Source organism: Lysinibacillus sp. BPa_S21 (assembly GCF_023337795.1).
Lineage (GTDB): Bacteria > Bacillota > Bacilli > Bacillales_A > Planococcaceae > Lysinibacillus.
In genome coordinates, this window is the sequence record NZ_JALIRS010000003.1 from 361,223 (window position 1) to 381,254 (window position 20,032).

Annotated in this window: 19 protein-coding genes; 6 read left to right on the forward strand and 13 right to left on the reverse strand. The window is 36.4% G+C overall.

Translation table 11 applies throughout. The annotated features are described in order from the left end of the window. Positions 1-59: 59 nt before the first annotated feature. Both MOK21_RS07625 and MOK21_RS07630 read right to left on the reverse strand, forming a co-directional pair. Positions 60-1,580 (reverse strand): CoA-acylating methylmalonate-semialdehyde dehydrogenase, encoded by a 1,521-nt coding sequence (locus MOK21_RS07625; RefSeq protein WP_249073337.1) that lies wholly within the window; start codon positions 1,578-1,580, stop codon positions 60-62. Positions 1,581-1,688: 108 nt separating this feature from the next. Beyond that, on the reverse strand, positions 1,689-2,585 hold the full coding sequence (locus MOK21_RS07630) for an NAD(P)-dependent oxidoreductase (RefSeq protein ID WP_249073338.1): 897 nt from the start codon (positions 2,583-2,585) through the stop codon (positions 1,689-1,691). 220 nt (positions 2,586-2,805) lie between these two features. Between MOK21_RS07630 and MOK21_RS07635 the strand changes: the two genes are divergently transcribed. Both MOK21_RS07635 and MOK21_RS07640 read left to right on the forward strand, forming a co-directional pair. Further along, a complete protein-coding gene (locus tag MOK21_RS07635; RefSeq protein WP_249073339.1) occupies positions 2,806-3,417 on the forward strand; it encodes a TetR/AcrR family transcriptional regulator in 612 nt (203 codons plus the stop codon). A gap of 94 nt (positions 3,418-3,511) precedes the next feature. Beyond that, complete coding sequence (locus tag MOK21_RS07640) at positions 3,512-3,745, forward strand: hypothetical protein (RefSeq protein WP_249073340.1); 234 nt, start codon at positions 3,512-3,514, stop codon at positions 3,743-3,745. 43 nt (positions 3,746-3,788) lie between these two features. On the opposite strand, the gene MOK21_RS07645 is transcribed toward MOK21_RS07640, so the two are convergent. The 6 genes from MOK21_RS07645 to MOK21_RS07670 all read right to left on the reverse strand — a co-directional run bounded on the left by MOK21_RS07645 (position 3,789) and on the right by MOK21_RS07670 (position 13,408). Beyond that, the gene (locus MOK21_RS07645) at positions 3,789-5,795 is read right to left on the reverse strand and encodes an EAL domain-containing protein (RefSeq protein WP_249073341.1); all 2,007 of its coding nucleotides are present in this window, start codon (positions 5,793-5,795) and stop codon (positions 3,789-3,791) included. Between the two features lie 29 nt (positions 5,796-5,824). Then, positions 5,825-7,981, reverse strand: coding sequence for an RNA degradosome polyphosphate kinase (locus MOK21_RS07650; RefSeq protein WP_283164641.1), 2,157 nt, complete (start codon positions 7,979-7,981; stop codon positions 5,825-5,827). Then, the gene (locus tag MOK21_RS07655) at positions 7,971-9,524 is read right to left on the reverse strand and encodes a Ppx/GppA family phosphatase (protein WP_249073342.1); all 1,554 of its coding nucleotides are present in this window, start codon (positions 9,522-9,524) and stop codon (positions 7,971-7,973) included. The genes MOK21_RS07650 and MOK21_RS07655 overlap by 11 nt, the downstream gene beginning before the upstream one ends. 271 nt (positions 9,525-9,795) lie before the next feature. Then, the gene (locus MOK21_RS07660) at positions 9,796-10,698 is read right to left on the reverse strand and encodes a chemotaxis protein (RefSeq protein ID WP_249073343.1); all 903 of its coding nucleotides are present in this window, start codon (positions 10,696-10,698) and stop codon (positions 9,796-9,798) included. Between the two features lie 299 nt (positions 10,699-10,997). Beyond that, positions 10,998-12,326, reverse strand: coding sequence for an MFS transporter (locus tag MOK21_RS07665; RefSeq protein ID WP_249073344.1), 1,329 nt, complete (start codon positions 12,324-12,326; stop codon positions 10,998-11,000). 764 nt (positions 12,327-13,090) lie between these two features. Continuing rightward, positions 13,091-13,408, reverse strand: a complete 318-nt coding sequence (locus MOK21_RS07670; protein WP_249073345.1) for a winged helix-turn-helix transcriptional regulator — start codon at positions 13,406-13,408, stop codon at positions 13,091-13,093. Between the two features lie 158 nt (positions 13,409-13,566). Here MOK21_RS07670 and MOK21_RS07675 point away from each other — a divergent pair, with 158 nt between their 5' ends. Beyond that, the gene (locus MOK21_RS07675) at positions 13,567-13,959 is read left to right on the forward strand and encodes a DoxX family protein (protein ID WP_249073346.1); all 393 of its coding nucleotides are present in this window, start codon (positions 13,567-13,569) and stop codon (positions 13,957-13,959) included. Positions 13,960-14,135: 176 nt separating this feature from the next. On the opposite strand, the gene MOK21_RS07680 is transcribed toward MOK21_RS07675, so the two are convergent. The 3 genes from MOK21_RS07680 to MOK21_RS07690 form a co-directional block, all read right to left on the reverse strand. Then, entirely contained in the window at positions 14,136-14,999 is an 864-nt protein-coding gene (locus MOK21_RS07680) for an NAD(P)-dependent oxidoreductase (protein WP_249073347.1), read from the reverse strand. 392 nt (positions 15,000-15,391) lie between these two features. Continuing rightward, positions 15,392-15,568 (reverse strand): aspartyl-phosphate phosphatase Spo0E family protein, encoded by a 177-nt coding sequence (locus tag MOK21_RS07685; RefSeq protein ID WP_132357797.1) that lies wholly within the window; start codon positions 15,566-15,568, stop codon positions 15,392-15,394. Positions 15,569-15,659: 91 nt separating this feature from the next. Then, on the reverse strand, positions 15,660-15,848 hold the full coding sequence (locus tag MOK21_RS07690; protein WP_100544207.1) for a hypothetical protein: 189 nt from the start codon (positions 15,846-15,848) through the stop codon (positions 15,660-15,662). A 123-nt stretch (positions 15,849-15,971) separates the two neighbouring features. Here MOK21_RS07690 and MOK21_RS07695 point away from each other — a divergent pair, with 123 nt between their 5' ends. The 3 genes from MOK21_RS07695 to MOK21_RS07705 all read left to right on the forward strand — a co-directional run bounded on the left by MOK21_RS07695 (position 15,972) and on the right by MOK21_RS07705 (position 17,637). Beyond that, positions 15,972-16,163 carry a YkvS family protein gene (locus MOK21_RS07695; RefSeq protein WP_053594765.1) on the forward strand — a complete coding sequence of 64 codons (192 nt, stop codon included), beginning with the start codon at positions 15,972-15,974 and terminating at the stop codon, positions 16,161-16,163. A 78-nt stretch (positions 16,164-16,241) separates the two neighbouring features. Continuing rightward, positions 16,242-16,856, forward strand: coding sequence for a CPBP family intramembrane glutamic endopeptidase (locus MOK21_RS07700; protein ID WP_249073348.1), 615 nt, complete (start codon positions 16,242-16,244; stop codon positions 16,854-16,856). A gap of 64 nt (positions 16,857-16,920) precedes the next feature. Beyond that, on the forward strand, positions 16,921-17,637 hold the full coding sequence (locus MOK21_RS07705; protein WP_249073349.1) for a hypothetical protein: 717 nt from the start codon (positions 16,921-16,923) through the stop codon (positions 17,635-17,637). Between the two features lie 280 nt (positions 17,638-17,917). Here the strand turns inward: MOK21_RS07705 and MOK21_RS07710 are convergent, their stop codons facing one another. Both MOK21_RS07710 and MOK21_RS07715 read right to left on the reverse strand, forming a co-directional pair. Next, positions 17,918-18,364, reverse strand: a complete 447-nt coding sequence (locus MOK21_RS07710; protein ID WP_249073350.1) for a MarR family winged helix-turn-helix transcriptional regulator — start codon at positions 18,362-18,364, stop codon at positions 17,918-17,920. 118 nt (positions 18,365-18,482) lie between these two features. Then, positions 18,483-19,964 carry a PAS domain-containing sensor histidine kinase gene (locus tag MOK21_RS07715; protein WP_249073351.1) on the reverse strand — a complete coding sequence of 494 codons (1,482 nt, stop codon included), beginning with the start codon at positions 19,962-19,964 and terminating at the stop codon, positions 18,483-18,485. Positions 19,965-20,032: the final 68 nt, after the last annotated feature.

Genomic DNA, 20,032 nt, shown 5'->3' on the forward strand with positions numbered 1-20,032 from the left:
ATCCCCCCTTATTCTTTTAGAAAAAAAGAGCTGCAAGTAAATACAGCTCTTCATTTGTATTAGTCGTTATTACTTGGGAATGCAAACGTAGATGTTGTCGATGCATGCCCAGTCATCCAACGCTCTGATATTGTTTTTGTTTTTGTGAAGAAGCGTGCCTGATCTGGACCAAACATATGCCCTTCCCCAAAACGAGAACCTTTAAATCCAGCGAAATTATGGTAACCAACTGGAATAGGAATTGGTACGTTCACACCAACCATTCCAACATCGATTTCTGTTGTAAATTTACGAGCAGCTAAGCCGTCATTCGTAAAAATTGTTACCCCATTTCCAAGTTCATGCTTATTAATAAGTTGGATGGCTTCGTCTAACGAATCGACACGTACAACATTTCGAGCTGGACCGAATATTTCTTGTTCATAAATTTCCATACCTGGTTTTACGTTATCTAGCAATGTCGGACCTACGAAGAACCCTTTAGACTCTTTGACAATATCAAGCTCACGACCATCACAAACAACTGTTGCCCCTTCAGACTCTCCCCGATTGATAGCAGCAATAATCGCTTCCTTCGATTGCTGTGAAATAACTGGGCCAAAATCTGTCTCTAAATCTGTATATGAACCTACCTTCAAGTTTGCAATTTTCTCTTTCAAGATTTCCACAAGACGATCTGCTGTATCCTTTCCAACAGGCATAATCGTAGAAATTGCCATACAACGTTGGGAAGCTGCTCCATAGGCTGCACCGATAAATGCATTGGCTACCTGGTCAAGATCCGCATCTGGCATCACAACCATATTGTTTTTCCCACCACCAAGAGCTGTGACACGTTTACCAAATTTTGAGCCCGTTTCATAAATATATTTTGCAACAGGTGTCGACCCTACAAATGAAATTGCTTGCACAATCGGGTTTTCCAATAGTTCATTTACCGCATCTTTATCCCCATTAACTACCGTCCAAATACCATCTGGTAATCCAGCCTTTTTCCAAAGCTCACTGACGTATAAGGCCGTCATAGGAACACGTTCTGAAGCTTTTAAAATAACTGCATTACCAACAGCAATTGCCATACTTGTTTGTGCTAAAGGGACCATGATTGGGAAGTTAAAAGGTGAAATAGCCGCTACAACACCTAACGGATATTTGGCGGAGTAGGCATTAATTTGACCTCCCACATTGACTGAATACTCCCCCTTCATTAAATGAGGTGCACCGATCGCTAAGTCAACAGACTCTAAACCACGTGTAATTTCACCTTTCGCATCCTCCATTGTTTTACCGCTTTCTGTACAAATAATTTCTAAAAGCTCATCCATATTTTCAGTAACAAGATTACGGAACTTTAATACAATCTCAGCTCGTTTAGCTACTGACGTATCTCTCCATTGTGGAAAAGCTTCCTGAGCCTGATCGATAGCCCCACGAGTTTCTTCTGCAGTCGCAAGTGGCACCTTGGCAATCACCTCACCAGTCGTTGGGTTAAATACCGAACCGAAACGTCCGCTTTTCCCTTCTATTAGTTCCCCTCCAATAAAGTGCGTTAACGTTTTAACCTCTTGTGCTGTTGTCATATTTCTAGTCCTCCTTTAAATTTGTTCAATTTTACATTTTTCTTATCCATTATGCCTCGGCATCATTGCGTCCGGATTAGGCTAATTTAAACCCACTCATCCTATTACCTATAAAGTAGGGGTACTTTTGCTGAGAGAATTTAAACTTAAATAAGCGGCAGACATATCATTTTCTCCATAGCCATGCTGAGCAATATCCTCATATAGATCCACTAATTTTTCGCCAATTCGAAGTGGTACCCCTACTTCTTCTGCCATATTTTTTGCTAGCTTCAAATCTTTTAATAATAGATTTGTAGTAAAACCTGGCTGATAATTTTCGTTTTTCATGTATTCCAGGTAATTTCGTTCATAAATACGGCTTTGACCATAGCTATTACTTAATACCTCATACAGCGTATCTGCATGGATGCCCATTGTCTCACCAAGTACAATTGTTTCAGCGACAGCCTCTGTATAAAATCCAATCATTAAATTATTGAGTAATTTAATACGCGTCCCTACGCTTGGAGAAGTACCCAGATGGTAAATATTTTGCCCTACTATTCGGAATATTTCGGACCCACGTTGATAATCATCCTTTTCACCACCAACCATTATCGTAAGCGTTGCATTAATAGCACCTATAACACCTCCACTAACAGGTGCCCCGAGATAACCTAATCCCAATGATTGTGCTTCCTTATGTAAGGAATCATTCAATTCAGGATTTACCGTACTAAAGTCTATTAATAAACTTCCTATCTTAGCATGATGCATTATACCTGGTTCAGATCGATATACTTGTTCCACTATTTGTGGTGTCGGCAAGCTCGTCATGATAATATCACTTTGCTCAACAACTTCCTTTGCTGTTGCTAGCCCAACCCCACCTTCTTTTTTAAATTGCTCCATTGCCTGTGAATTCGTATCAAAGCCATAGACCTTATAGCCAGCCTTTAATAAATTTACTGACATCGGTAACCCCATATTACCTAAGCCGATAAAGCCTAATTTCTCCGTCATTATTGCCTCCCCCTAACTCGAAAATCCAATGAACACTAGCCAAACTCTACCCTTTTGTCGTAACATTAATAACGAGATCTATTAATTGACCGCAGTCATTGACCTTAGTCAATTAAATAATAATCAAATCAAATCCATTACGTCAATCAAAATATTTTATATTTTCAGAATACTACTCGTGAAAAATATGTTGAAATACTTAGCGAAAGGATTGTCCAATATGAATGCAATGACTAGCCGTCAAAAAAAGGCATTAGAAACACGTGAAAAATTACTCAAAGTATCATTAGATTTATTTAATAAACATGGATTCGAGCATGTATCTGTTGAGCAAATTACGAAAGCATGTCAAGTATCAAAAGGAACGTTTTACACACATTTCCCATCCAAGTACGATGTTATTTTAGAAAAATTTAAAGAGCTAGATAGTTTTTATGGCTCTGTGGAAAAAAATATTGATCGTACATTGCCGCCAAGTGAAAAAATTTTAATGCTCTATCAAGAACAAATGAAATATTTAACACATGTTGTTGGAAAAGATTTATTACGAACAGTGTATACTGCAGCGATGACGAATCAAGTAGAACAAGATCATTACTTAATAAATCCGCAAAGATTGATTTTCCAAATGATCAACGCTTATATCGAAGAAGGTATTCAACTTGGAGAGTTTCGTCAAGATTTAGAAGTTGGTCAAATTCAAACAATTATTCAACGTTGTATGCGTGCAAATGTCTATGATTGGTTAATCCATAATGAAGATTTCGATTTGTCAGCAGAAATGGCGCAATTTACAGCGGTGGTGTTAGATGGACTGAAAGTAAAAAAATAAATAACTAATTTTAGAAGGGTTTGCTCAGTTGGGAGCTGCATTCGCTCGGGTGTACTCCTTTTTTGATCCGCTTGCCCGGTAAAGTGATCAGGTTATGACCTTTTTTGATCGGCTTGCCCAGAAAAGTGATCAGCTAAAGCCCTTTTTTGATCCGCTTGCCCAGAAATGTGATCAGCTAAAGGCTTTTTCTGATCGGCTTGCCCGAAAAAGTAATCAGCTAAAGTCCTTTTTTGATCCGCTTGCCCGTGATCTGGTTATGTCCTTTCTTAATCAGGTTGTCTCTTCGTTGCGCTTAAATATCCTTCCTTCGCAAGCGCTAAAAAAATAGCACTTCATCCAATTTATGATGAAGTGCTACTTATTAGTTTTCATTAGCTAACAAAATATTTATTAACAATGGCTTCTACTGGTAATGGCTTGTTATATAAAAAGCCTTGACCTTTTTGGCATCGATGACGTTTTAGAAAATCAACCTGTGATGGTTCTTCGATCCCCTCAGCTATGACTTCTAATCCCAAATTATGGGACATCGAAATAATGGCCTTAATAATGGCTTCATTTTTATCATCTTTTGTAATGTCAGCTATAAACGATTGATCAATTTTGATAATGTCTATTGGATAACGCTTTAAATAGCTTAGAGATGAATAACCGGTTCCAAAATCATCCACTGAAACATAAACACCGAGTTGCTTCAATTCAGTTAAAATTGAAAATGTTTCATGGACATTGGTCATGGAGCTTTCGGTAATTTCCACCTCTAATAATTCAGGTTGCACATTATACTTTTTCAATGCTGCTTTTATTTTCCGAGCAAAGTTTTCTTTTCTAAATTGTTTTGGTGAAATATTGATGGCAATACGTACTGGTCGATAGCCTTTCATCTGCCACTCTTTTTGATAGCGACATACTTCGTCAATGATCCAATCGCCGATTTCAATGATCAAGCCAGATGCCTCTGCAATCGGTATAAACTGCGCAGGAGACACAAAGCCAAATTTCCGATTATTCCATCGTAATAACGCCTCAAAGCTATTGATGCTGTTATTCGTTAAATCCATTTGTGGCTGCAAATGAATACTTAGCTCATTAAATTCGATAGCACGACGTAAATGGGCTTCCATCAGCGCCTCATTTGGAAAAATTGTTGTCATATCTTCACGATAATAACGGAAGTGTGAGCGCCCATGTTCTTTTACAGAAAATAAGGCTTTATCTGCTTTCCGTATCAGGGTTTCTAAATCCTTGCCATCTGCAGGACTAAGTGAGATACCAATAGAAACGCTAATAAAATATTCTTGCCCATCTATCATGAATGGCTGTTTTAAGGCGTCTAAAATCGCATTGGCCGAATGTTCAATTTTGTTGACAGTGGCATCTTTTAGAACAAATATAAATTCATCGCTATTAAAACGATAAAGCGAGCATTTGGAGGAACAGAGCTCGCGAAGTCTATGACTAAACATTCGCATAAGTTCATCACCCTTGCTTTCACCAAGGGATTCATTAAACTTTTTAAAGCGATCAATATCCACCAAAATAATAGCTGCTTGCTTATTACGCTTTTTATCATTTAAATGCTGAAGCCAATGCTCCTTAAAAGCCTTGCGATTCCAAATGCCTGTTAATTCATCTATTAATGCTTGGTAATAAAAGGCTTCATGATCATTTATAAATGAAGTGGCATCTTTCACAAATAAGTGTACACCTATAATTTCACCTTGAAAGTACGTTGGATGCGTTCTTAAATAGAAAGGCTCTTTACTAAGCAATTGGCGCTTAAACATACATTGGGGCATACTAAATGCCGAGCCCTCAATAGTTTTGGCAAATAATAATTTAAATTCGTTGATATACTTACTCTCTAATAATGAAAAAATATTTTGCCCTATCAAGCTTTGATGTTCTTTTGACAATAGAGAAGTGGCAACAACGTTTTGGTGAATAATTCGACCTTGTAAATCAGTTGTTAATACCGGACTTACGTGCTGTTCCACAAATTGCAAATGTGGTTCTACTTCATTCTGTTTCTCACGTAGGATAATTGCTACAACTGATTTTTCTAAGGGCTGTACACGAACTACAAATGTTTTTACTTTGTGGCCCGTATATTCCTTTAGTTCAAGGTCTGTATTTAATTCTTGTTGTACTATATTCGATAATTGCAGCCAGCATTGCTCCGTAAAAAATTGTTCTGCGTTGGTGGCTTTCACATCTTGTAGCTTAATAAATGACGGTAGCTTTTCGTTAAAATTAACGACTTCAAACGACGTTTTTGTATCATCTTTTCTCAAACATACGACTGCATCAAACGGATTAAGTTGCATGAATTGATGATAGTCTGCAAATTGCGCTACACTTTCTTTATATTTTTCCATTATATCCCTCACTAAGTAGCGTGTTTGCTTTATTCTTCGTCTAGCGTAGGTTTTAGTGCATCTTTCAGGAAAATTTCCTGACTATTAATTGGATCTTCACTACGATCAAACTCTTTGTAATGATATTTTCCATTGGAATCTTGAATACGAGCTTTTGCCTTATCCTCAAGTTGTGTATTCATGATGTTAATAATACGAGCTTTTGCTTCGCTTGCATATACAGGAAATAAAATTTCTACACGTTTAATCATATTACGAGTCATCATATCTGCAGAAGATAAGTAGACCTTATTTTCACCATTATGATGGAACCAATAAATACGAGAATGCTCAAGGAAACGACCAACAATACTCGTTACAGTTATGTTTTCACTAATTCCAGGGATACCTGGTCTAATACAACAAATACCACGAATGATAAGTTCTACTTTCACACCTGCAATAGACGCCTCATATAGCTTCATCATTAAGTCTTTGTCCGTCAGTGAATTCATTTTAGCTCGAATAAAACCATTGCCATGCTTCTTATGGCAAGCAATTTCCTCATCCATTAACCTAATAAATTCATCTCGAATATCAAATGGCGCAACGACTAAATGATTAAAAGTTGGCTTTTCTGTATAACCGCTTAAATAATTAAAGAAGTTAGTAGCATCAATACCAAATTCTTTATCAGTAGTTATTATACCCATGTCTGTATAAATTTTTGCAGTCGCATCATTATAATTTCCAGTTCCAAGATGAACAAAGCGCTCAATTTTGCCATTTCGTCGGCTTACAACAAGCGTTATTTTTGAGTGTGTTTTTAAATTATTCATCCCGTAAATAACGAGGCAACCAGCTTGCTCAAGTTGTTTTGCCCAATGAACATTATTTTCTTCATCAAAACGTGCTTTCAGCTCAACTAAAACGGTTACCTGTTTACCATTTTCCGCTGCAAACTTTAATGCTTGAATAATAGGTGAATTACCGCTAACACGATATAATGTTTGTTTGATCGCTAAAACGTTCGGATTGACTGCCGCTTCTGAGATAAAGTCTACGATAGGTGCAAACGACTCATATGGGTGATGGAAAAAAATATCTTGTTGTAGCGCTTTTTCAAAAATATTTTCATCCGATTGTAAATCTAACGGCGGCTGGGGAATAAAGCTTTCATATTCTAAATGTTCTCGACCAACAGATATGCCTTTTACAAACGAGAACATAAAAGTTAAATCTAGAGGTCCATCTATATGAAAGACATCTGTTTCTTCAATTTCAAATTCATCTAGTAAGTATGTAAGAACTTCCTCGCTCATCTCACCCTCACGAACTTCTAGTCGACTGCCTACACCCCATTTACGTTTTTTCAGCTCTTTTTCGATTTCTACAAGTAAATCTCTTGCACCTTCCTCATGAATCGTTAAATCAGCATTACGTGTCAAACGGAAAGCCTGCGCTGATTTGACACTGTAACCATAAAAGAGCTTTTCGATATGTGCTACAATCACGTCTTCTAATAAAACAATAACTGTCTCTCCGGCTGCTGATGGTACTTTAATATAACGATCTAAGACAGATGGAACTTGTACAATCGCAACTTTTTCACGATTCTCTAAGTCTGCTTCATCATGCTCTAATAAAACAAGTAAATTTAATGTCTTACCAAGCAAAGTTGGGAAAGGACGATACGCATCGACAGCTACAGGTGTTAAAACAGGGAAGATAGTTTCTGCAAACATTTCATTGACGAATGCCTTCTGTGTACTATTCAAGTCTTTCATGTCTGCGATATGTACATTATGTTGTGGTAACAGATCATATATTAAATGTCTGTAAACTTCTGTTTGTCGGCGCACTAATGCCTGAGTTCGCTCAGCAATTTTGGCTAATTGCTCTTTTGGTGTTAAGCCCGACTTATTTTCAGGCTTATGGAAACCTGCACGTACTTGATCTTGTAGACCCGCAACACGCACCATAAAAAATTCATCTAAATTCGAACTAAATATTGCTAAAAATTTCAATCGTTCTAGCAGAGGATTATTGACATCCTCTGCCTCCTCTAAAACTCGTTCATTGAAGGCTAACCAACTTAATTCACGATTATTATAGTATTGCGGCTTAGCGATCTCCTCTAATAATCGACCATGCTTTTCTGTTAAATCCTCTTCCATTAACTGATTATTCGTAAGTTCAGTTGTCATAGTCATTCAACCCTTCCTCAATAAAGTTTATTTTTATAGGTATTTTTAGTGCACGTTCTAGATGTTTTTTATGTCGGTTTGCTTGATATTTTTCAGCAGCCGCATTGTGTTTTACATAGATGTTAAGCTGAACGTAGTCCTCTTTCGTTTGCATCTTAATGGCACGTACAATCTTTCTTTTAGATACATTTAACGCATAGACAAATTTTAAAAAGGCGCCAAATTCTCGTATTTTACGATACTCCTCACGACTCAACCATTCTGTAAACGGAGCAGCGAATCGCTGATAATAATCTTTATTTTTATACGATGCTAAAAGTGCTAATTTCACACGCTCCTTATGATTTAACCCATCGATCGATTGGTTCGCAATTAAATAAAAGGTATGTTGGCTCGCTGAACTTAGCTCAATATATTCCCCTATATTAAAAACCTTCGCTCCTCTCTCTAATAATTCCCAATCTTTTGGATTATGCTGTAAATAACCAGAATGACAACATTCGCGGTACAATTGATTCGTTAGATCCATCAAATAGTCCATTTCTTTTTCAGTTCGACCATACTGAAGAGCCAATCTTTTGGCATTCACCTCAAACACATTGTCTTTATCAAACGCCGTTTTATCTGTTTGCAAAATACGCTGTATAATGAGTCCTTCTCGCAAACCCTTCTTCGTGATCTGAAACAAATTACTACCGACAACCTCCATTAACACATTGAATACTTCTAGTGCAGGGACGATGATGTCCGCACGATCTGCTGAGAGCCCATCTAACTGTTTCAAATCATTAAAGCTTAAATTACCTAAAAATGCACTAAGCTCCACTAAATTTTCCTTAGTCATTTCGTAGCCATGTACACTTGCGATTGGATAGACATGTTTTTGCTGATGAATTTGGGCAATATTTCGGGCACTACCACCAATCGCGATAATCGGTAAACCGATACCCTGTATCCATGGAAGTGATTTAAACTGTTCTTTAACAAATGCAATGAGTTCCTTTTTTTCACTACCATTCATAATCTCGCCCTTTACAAAACGTTGCTTTAAAGAAACTGTGCCAAAAGGAAAACTATAGGATTTCTGAAGTTCTTTATTTTCAAAAAGCGTTATTTCAGTACTACCGCCACCGATATCGATTGTTACAGCGGACTTCGTGGCTATTGAATGCGTTACAGCAACAAAGCCGTAATAGGCCTCTTCTTCTTCAGATAAAAGCTCTAATTGAATACCTGTCCGTTCTTTCATTAAGGCTATAATTTTATCTCTATTTGTTGCCTGACGTATTGCAGCTGTTGCAGCAGCTTTAACATCAGTCACTTCAAAATCATCAAGAATTGCTTTAAAAGTCAATAATGTTTCAGTTAATACTTTTATACCTTCTTCAGACATTTCACCAGAGGGCTGTAAATATGTACGTAAACGTGCAACCGTTTTAATATTCCCAATCTCACGAAGTCCCTCTTCTTTATCGTATTGATACAATACTAATCGAATGGTATTTGAGCCAATGTCGATGATAGCCGTTTTTAATTCATTCATATAATCACTTCCTTAGCGCGTACATATATACTATTTGCTGTTCTACTGATCGGTTTGTAGGTACAAAACCCACTGGCTCTAAACTTGCCTGTTTTTAGGGTAGGCTGTATCAATACCCAAACAAAGACTCTTCATATGTTGTTCCTAGTAGCATTTATCTATACAAAAAAGCCGAAGCCTACAAGCGGCATCCGACTTTCTTAAAATTATTAATATACTTTCAGGATACCCATTATTAATATTGTGAAGTACCTTGTTCAACCTCTTCATTTTATAAGATAAGTTGGTCTATTCGTAAAATAAGCTCCGCAATTTCTGGCTTACTTATTTGATCCTCTGCACCTACTTGGTCACCTTTATGGCGAAGGTCATCTGTAATTAAGCTTGAGAAAATAATGACAGGAAGCTTTTGGAGGTCTGGATGCTCCTTTATTTTACGCGTTAAATGATGCCCATCCATTTGTGGCATTTCGATGTCCGTCACAACTAATTGAATATGCTCGGATACATCGCTACCACTTTTAACAATGGATTCGAGGTATTCATAAGCATCACGGCCGTTTTCAAAGAATTCAACATTCTCATAACCCGCTTCATTCATCGTATCGAATAAGAGCTTTCGTAGTAATGGTGAATCTTCAGCAATTAACACGCGTTTTTCAGAGCGTTCACGTTTACCGAGCTTTTTAACAGATTCTACACTAATACCTGAATCTGGATTTATATCTACCATAATTCTTTCGAAATCAAGCAATAAAATCATCTCTTCATTTTGCTTAATAACACCAATTACTTGTGAAGTTCCTCCCTGATACATATCAGAAGGTTTCTCGATTTGATTCCATGAAATACGGTGAATCTGCGTTACATTATCAACATGGAATACTACGCGCTGCTTATTAAACTCAGCTACAATATATTTTTGCTGAGGACTACGCTCTACATTTTGAATACCTAATACTCGAAGCATATCAACTACTGGTAAAACCTCACCTCGTAATTGAATAATCCCTTCTACATGCGGGTGCGCGTGTGGAATAAATGTTACTGGAATCGGTTGAATAATTTCTTTTACTTTAATAACGTTAATACCAAATTTATTGTTCGCTACTTCAAATTCAACAATTTCTAGCTCATTTGTGCCACTTTCTAATAATATACCTTTATGTTCCAAAGCAACCCCGCTCCTTTCTTTTAAACTTCTATTTATAATTCAATTGTATCATAGGCAATACATTTCTCCTACTTGCTTTTTTCCAATTTTATCATTGACATCGCTAATCATCCTAACGCGGGATTGATTTCCGTTTCCAACTTAGAGCTTTCTTTGAGGCGTCCGAAGAGCTACTTGGATCGAACGAATGCTGGTCACGAAGGCGCTATCACAGCACGTGATGCTTTCTTCTGCCTGCTCGCTCCACCCAAGAAGTCGCCTAGCATTCACGCACAAAACTTATTGAGGTGACGAGCATCTTAACAATTATCATCTGCAACTTTTGAGCCATTAACTTTCAAATGCACTAATAGGCCTATTATCGTCATCACAATTAATGTCGATAAAGCAACTCGACTTGCTAGCGTTCCGTAATCCTTCATCCATAATGTAACCGTTCCATAGATTGCTGGCCCAATAATTGAAGATACTTTTCCCGAAAATGCAAATAAGCCAAAAAATTGACCTCGTTTTTCTTCTGGAGACAATTCAATGATGTACGTTCTAGATGTTACCCACATGGATCCCAGTGATACGCCAAACATACTACCTGCAATCCAAAACATCCATTGCTCTGTAGAGAAGACAGCAAATGCTAAAGCAATAACCATTAATAACGCCACCAATGTAATCGCACGCTTGGCTCCAATCGCTTTTGTAATATAACCAAATGTAAAAGAACCGATAATCGTTGAAACAGTGGACACTAAATAAAGCACGATAAATTGACCCGATGTAAAGCCAACAATCGTTGTTGCATATACAGCCATCATGGCAATGGTTGTTGCAATTGCATCATTTAAAAAGAAATAAGCAATCATAAACGTAAAAATAGCCTTGTATTGCTTCATGTCCTTAAAGGTTTGAACAATTTCTTTGTAGCCATCTAGAAATTTAATAGGCTTTCGCTGGGACGTTGGAATCGGTGTATCTTTATTAATAAAAAATAATGGCAAAGAAAATAATAAATATAAAATTGCCGTTGGAATAAATGCTCGATGGAAATCACTGTTTCCTACATACAAATAAACAAGTAGTCCAAAAATTGTTCCCAGATAACCAATCGCCACCCCATAGCCAGAAATAAGAGGCATTTCCTCTTTTGTCCCTAAATCACTCATCATTGAATCGTAGAATACTAGACTTGAGTTAAAGAAAAATTTCGCAATGATAAAACTAGCTACAACTAAAAATAAGCTAAGTGGCACACCCGAATAATTTGTTGACGTCTGTAGATTCGCAAAAACACCCATCATAAAGGTGAAGAAGATGGAGATCGTTGCAAACCACACTATAAACCTCTTTTTATAGCCCGTATTATCAAGCCATACACCAAAAAGTGGTGAAAAAATGACAAGGAAAAAGCTAGCGATGGCATTCGCATAAGAAATAAACGTGCTTGCCACCTGCTGCATCACCTCATTCGTCCCTAAAACCTCATCCATATAAAACGGGAAAAATATCGTATTAATATTTGAAGAAAATATTGTATTCGCAAAATCATAAAATGCCCACGACAAAATTGGCAACGATAAATAAAGAGCTAACTGACTCCGATGCTGCACATCTACTGTTGAATTCCGCTTCATAAAACCCACCTCCCATTCTCTATACTATTAAATAAATTCCCCCATGTAATAAAAAATACCTTTTATTTGAAGAAAATTAACACTATTTACAACATACATTCAGTTTCATTTACCATAATAAAAAAATATCCAAGCCCCCTCGCTTGGATATTCTTATGTTATTGAAAAACTATTGTCCAAAATATCCCTTTTCTGTAGGAAGAATCGAGCCAAATACTTCTTTGTAGCTGATATCGCTAAGGTAGCACTGCATTTTCGATATCTTGTTGCTGCCGCTCCGCTTTCACACATAAAAACATTGCTGAAGTTTTCTTAACATTATTAATTAGAGTTCATACTAAATGATACAACCTATGTGAAGTAGTTGATTGGAGTGGAGGCTGGGCGACTCCTTGGGGATCAGCGTCACAGATGAGACCCTGGAGCGAGCATCGCGAGTGAAGCGGCTCATCGGACGCCCCCAGGAAGCTCTGCTCTGCGCGAAAGCGAAGTGATAACGTAGCGACAGCAACAAATGTTTTCTGTAGCGAAAGCGAAGCGTCAGCTACAAATGTTTTATCTGTGCGAAAGCGAAGCGACAGCAACAATGTTTTATCTGTAGCGAAAGCGAAGCGCCAGCTACAAAGCGCCCAGCCGGAACGGAAATCAACCCCTCGTTGTGCAGAAGTGTGATTTTCTTAACGAAATTCACACTCAATTTGCTTGACCATTTTTTCAACTCTCTACAAAAAATATCCAAGCCCCCTCGCTTGGATATCCTTTGTTTATTCTTCTACATTCACCCACATAGAAGACCATTGTTCAATTGCTTTTAGAATTGGAGCAAGTGCATGCCCTTTTTCTGTTAGCTCGTATTCAATCACGACTGGTGTTGATGGAATAACTGTGCGTTTCACAATGTTCTCAATCTCTAATTCTTTTAATCTTTCCGTTAACACACGACTACTAATACCCACCTGATTTTTAATTGTTGAGTATCGTTGGGGACCTTCTAATAACTGATAAATCAGCAAGGTGTTCCAGCTATGATTTAAGATTTTTAGTGCTTTTTCAAATCGTGGACAAATTTTTTTTTGATCCAATTTCCTACCCTCCTAAGTACTTCGTTCTTATATAAGAGTATACCACTTTTTCGAGAATCAGTTTCAAAAATAAAATTTAGTTACTTGACAAAAGTTATTTTTAAAAATAAACTAAGTTACGAAATGTAAGTCCAAAAACAAAAGGAGTTAATTTAACTATGCAAAATATCGGTTCAACTATTTTACGTGTGGTGCTCGGCTTTATTTTTGCAGCCCACGGATTTCAAAAATTTCAAGGTGGTATAGGCTTCACGGCTGATTATTTTGATGCCATTGGTATTCCAGGCTTTATGGCTTATATTGTTGCCATTATAGAACTAGTCGGTGGTGTAGCAATTATTCTAGGGTTAGGCACAAGACTTTTTGGCGCTTTATTAACAGTGACAATGATTGTTGCCATTTTTACAGCGAAACTTAGCATTGGCTTTATCGGTGAAAACGGCTTAGCTGGATATGAATTTGATTTAGCTTTAGCTGCGATTGCTTTATACTTTGCACTTGCAGGGGCATCTAGTTTTTCTTTAGACGCAAAACTTTTTAATAAAGAGTAATGCTCCCTTCGTTATTTTCTGTGTGTTACGGATTTGAATTGAGCCTTCCGCATTCATCTCACAACAAGGCGGGAGTCTTCTAAATAAAGAAATTTAGAAAGCCCAAAGTATCCATCTAAGATTGATACTTCGGGCTTCCTAAAATTTAGTATTCTTCAGTTTTCTAAAAAATTATTTTAATAAGCCTTTAAAAGTGCCTGTGTACCGTTTTCACCATATCCCTCTTCGATTAATTTTTCATACATATCATAAGCAAGTGCTAGACCTGGTAATGTAATCCCCATTTTTTTTGATTCGTCTAATGCAATTTTCATATCCTTAACAAAATGCTTTATATAAAAACCTGGTGCATAATCTTCATTAATCATACGGGGTGCTAAATTACTTAACGACCAAGAGCCTGCTGCACCAGACGAAATGGATTGCAATACTGTTGGTAAATCAAGTCCAGCCTTTAAACCGTAAGCAAGTGACTCACACACACCAATCATTCCAGAAGCAATAACTATCTGATTACACATTTTAGCATGCTGTCCTGCACCAGCTTCACCTTGATAAACAATATTTTCACCAAAATGTTTCATGATTGATGAAACTTTATGGAATGTAGCTTGGCTACCCCCAACCATAATTGACAATGTCCCATTTTGAGCACCGATATCTCCTCCAGAAACAGGAGCATCTAGCGCCTCTACTCCAAACGTTTGGGCATGCTCAAAAATTTTCTTTGCCAATGTTGGCTCGGAAGTGGTCATATCAATAACGATATTGCCTGATTCAGCTGTTTGAAATAAGCCATTATCTCCAAAATAAACTTCCTCTACATCTGCAGGATATCCAACCATTGTAAAGGCAATTTCCTTATTTTTAAATGCTTCTGCTGGTGTACTTGCCCAATTTGCACCTAACGCGATAAGTGGCTCCGCTTTCTCCTTTGTGCGTGTATAAACAGTAACCTCATGACCATTCTTTAATAAATGCTTGATAATACTAGCACCCATAACGCCTGTGCCAATAAATGCAATACCCTCTTTTCTCATATGTACATACTCCTTTGTTAGTAAGGCTTTCGATCAATCATTCGCACTTATTTCCATCTTTCAGTTTAATTGAATAAGTGAGATAATTCAAACTACTCTTTTTTATTCGTTCTAAAATCCTTATGTACTGCATATATACGAGTAAAATCAAATTCGCCTCGGTGTAATCGTTGTTGTTGTTTGCTGTTGCTGTCGCTTCGTAAACAATTCATACCGATGCTTTATCTTCATTTAGAAAAATTCAGATAAAAAAAAGAGAGCTAGTGATGGGGTATCACTGCTCTAAAGGGGGAAATGAGAATGTTGCTGTGTTCATCATAATTATTCCCCATAAAATACTTTTTAAACATTTATATTTAAAAAGTTTACACTCTGAATACTGGAACATTCTTTCAATCTTCTTGATCTTCTTCTTCTTCAAATGCTGTCTGTCTATAATAAGTATTCATTAACTGATCTAATCTGCGACTCAGTTGAATGGTTTTCGCATTTTGTAATCCGTTCTCTACACCTGAGCGAATCATCATCTCACGAGTTTGTTCCATTTGTTTCAAGAGTAGATTGACCATTCATAAACCCTCCACACACAAATAATCATACCATTATTATACATTTATATTTCATTTCTTACAGCATTAACTTACGACAATGTTCGACAAATTAGCTTCTTGCAACTTCTTGGTAAGTATAGATAACGCGTCCATTTTGTTTGGCCTCACCTCTAAAATGTTTAAATAAAGGATGTTTTACAAGTACTTCTCGGAACTCATAAAATTGTTCCTTCTCAATCTCTATACTTTTCAATTCCCCGTTTTGTAATTGTTTAAGCATATTTTCATATTTTTCCATCTTTCCATTCCTCACTTTTTAGTATTTTGTGTATTAAATTATGAATTATTCAAAAAGGACTTTACGTTTTCCATTTTTTCATGCAAACTGTATATTATTAGTCGATGAAGGAGCTGACTGTCTGTGAAAATAGCTGAAGTTGGAAATATTATCGAGTTTAAAGATGGTTTACAAGGTATAGTCGAAAAGGTAAATGAAAATTCGGTGATCGTTGATTTAACATATATGGAGAATTTCGATTCTCTTGAAATTGAAGAAAAAACGGTCGTCAACCATAAACGTTACAAAATTTTATATACGAATGAAGCTCAATAGTCTGAATAGTCCCTATTTGTCTTTATAGATGATAAGGGGCTCTTTTTTTGATAAAATTATAAGCATGGAGGTCGAATAATGCTTACAAATTCGAAACAAACAATAATATTGCTCCTTTCTTTATTATTCGTTTATGGCATGCTTGCTTTTACCTTTGCTAATCAAGCTGTATTTTGGTACCTATATGCATTTACTTTACTTGTATGTATTGCCATTGCAATTTTGACTGGTAAAATTGAAGATCAGTTACCAACCTGGAAGTTTTTACTTTTTGGTATTGGTTACGGTACAATAACATACGGTATTATTCGCTTTGGCTATTGGCTTGCACCATACATTAATGATTCATCAGTACAATCAGTACAAAAGTTTTTAGCAAATTATGGACCACAAAATATTTGGCACTATATTTTACTCGTATTCATTGTTGCAATTGGTGAAGAGATTTTTTGGCGTGGCTATGTTCAACAACAGCTGAAACGCTTTATGCGTCCGATTTTTGCTGTTATTGTAACTGCTATTTTATGCGCAATCGCTATTGCAATAAGCGGCTTTATGCTTGGTATGATCGCTGCATTAGTAACCAGTCTTATTTGGGGCTTGTTATATGAATGGCGTAAAAGTATGCCACTTGTTATTGTAGCCCATGTAGTTTTTGTGCTCCTATTATTTTTAGTGTTACCTTTAACATAATAACATTAAAACTAGGAAACATTTTATCTTTACTAACGTTTAATTAAGAAAGGGAGGGCTTTTCATGCAAAAAAAATTATTTACTGTACCTGCATTATTATTAACAGCTGTTTTAGTCGTAGGATGTAATACTTCCGAAACAAAGGATTCTGATGCTCAAAAAAAGGAGCCATCAAATACACCAACTGAACAACAGCAACCAGCTTCTACAGACAAAACTGTAGATGAATCACAAGAAACGCCTACATCAAATGAAACTACTGAAAAATCTGAAACAAATAAAAACGATAATAAAGACAATGCACCTAAAAAAGAACAAGAAGTTATCTATAAACAAAAAGGTCAAGAAAAAACTGAAAAAGCAACAGAATCTAAAAGTGTTGATCAAGACTTTAAAATGCACCAACTATCTGGATTTAAACTTTCTCAAGAAGAACCAGGTAAGGATATGTTAATTTCTAATGACAATCCTGACGTATTTATGCGTATCGAATCTATTGATGCATCACAAGCAAGCTACGAAGATGTTAAAACTTCTATGTCAGATTATATGAACGCTGTTGGTGAACCATCACCTTTATCTACTGAGGATTTAGCAGCATTTAAGGATGTTAAAAACATTGAGGGTTATGTTGTGAATTTTGAAGAAGACAAAGAAAAAGTAATCGGTATTGTGATTGAAAAAGATGGTTTAATTACAAAATTTACAATCCACGATAACGACGAATTAGATTTATCAGATGCTATGATTAAAATGGCAGCGACTATTTCTAAAAAATAATAATCCAAAAAAGACTGTAGACAAACTCGTTTGCTCTACAGTCTTTTTTATTGTAAATAGAGTTTATAGCTTAATGTGAGCTGCTAGGGACAGTCATGAGAGCGTTACCTAGGACAGGATACTTTACGCTCGCTCCTGCCCTTCTCTATGCTGCTAATGTCTCAAGGGGGCATTCTAGATTATGTTGGAGGACCATAAAGATAAAGGTAATTTCCCTCCAAGATTCACCTTTTCCTTCCCATAAAAAAAGTTGCCTCAAAACTCATTGAGACAACTTTTTTTAATAAGACAAATCTTTAATAGATAGTCCTAATTTTTTTAATAACGTGATCGCTTGGTCTTTTTCCTCAACAGATAGTGCACTCATTAATTCATGTAAATGCTGTTCATGCTTTGGAAATAGTTCTCCCATAAATGCTTCACCTTTGTCCGTAATTTCTGCATAGGTAACACGGCGATCTGATGGACAAGAGACACGCAATAGATACCCTCTTTTTTCAAGTTTGTCAATAACATACGTAATAGACCCACTAGCTAGCAAAATTTTATTGCCAATTTGCTGTAATGGCTGTCTTCCTTTATGATAAAGAAGCTCTAATACAGCAAATTCAGTAGGGTTTAATCCATTCTCTTGAAAAAATTGATGGGTCATCTCATTTATCGCTTTATGTGCACGTGATAATACTATATATAATTTTAACGATTGCTTTATATCTTCTGACGTCATATCCTTTTCCTCTCAATTCGCGTTTTATACATGCCATTATAGCGATATTAGAAAAGCATTGTCAAAAGCAATATTTGATTTTTAGCCTTTCACGGTGATTTTACCATTCGGACTCTTCTTATGTTACTAAATAAGCAGAATCTTTCGTAGAAACATCTATTGTATTATCCATCTGATTAAATGTGTAGATTGGGAATTGTAAGTGGAAGCATGTCCCCTTCTGTAATTCACTATTCACACCTATTACACCTTCATGCTCCTCAATCACCTTTTTCACGAAAGCAAGGCCTAGTCCTGTCCCTGTTGATTTCGTCGTGTAAAAAGGTTGGAATAAGTTTTGAAGGGTAGCGCTGTCCATACCAGCACCTTCGTCTTTAATCAGTAATTCTACAATCGAGCAATCAATAGCATTCATTTCTACTGTAATCGTTCCACCATTATTCATGGATTCCATCGCATTTTTAATAAGATTCATGAATACTTGCTTTAAGCGATTCTCATTGCCACCAATGTATATTTGGGTAGAAGGAGAAATGTATTGAATCATAATATTTTTCATAAGCGCATCTGGAAGCATAAACTCAATCACTTGCTTCACAATATTGTTTAGCTCTATTAATTCCACTTTCGTACTTGTTGGCTTGGACAATACTAAAAGCTCGGATAAAATTTGTTCCATCCGTTGAAGTTCACTATCGATAACAGATAAATACATGCGCGATTCTTCATCAGCATTTAGCTTTAATAATTCGGTAAAGCCCTTTAAAGAAGTTAATGGATTGCGAATCTCATGGGCAATACTTGCGGCCATTTGACCGACAACATTTAAAGCTTGCTGATGTTCAACTTTATGTTGAAGTTGTTTCTTTTCTGTTTCATCATTAATGACTGTGACAATAATATTGTTGTATTCATCAAAGATACTTGAGATTTCATAATAGCAAGGGGTAATAACTTGAGTCTCATCAATTACATGAACCTTTGCATGCTTTTCACCCATCAGTTTAGAAAGGTATGCTGTAATTTGACCCTTCTTCAATGTAAATGTATCAAAGATGTGCTGATGTGCCTTATGAAGAAGCTGCGCTTTTTCTATTTTCAAATACATTTCGGCATACTTATTTAGCCCAAGAATGATCCCGCTAGCGTCACTTATAATAACAGCGTACGGTAAGTGATCATAAGCATTGAAAAATTGAGATCTCTCTTGCTTTTGACTAACATATAATTCATGAGCTATATCATTATTTAATGTTGTAATTTGTGCAACTATTTCTTCTGTGCTCGGATCATAAAAACATTTGAAGGACATCATTTCAAACTCATTACTAGCTGTTTGAATATTGAAGATCTCTTCAGATCTTAAATCACTTTCTAATTGTTTGACGAACTTCGCCCAATTTAAATTAGACGGCTCGTCCATAGTTAAATAGCCAATATACGTTGAATTAAGGTTAAAAAGTTTAATAGCTGCCTCATTCACGTTCAAAATTTTCCCTGCTTTATTAAGAATAAGTGTTGGTGACGAAGTACTTGTCATAAGATTTCCAAAACATTGATTAATATCATATTGCTTCAACTTTCTCACCGAACCTTTCAAAAGAGTAAAAAACCCCTTAATTGAATTTTGAGCCCTTACTATACTTTATGATTGCACGATTCTATTAT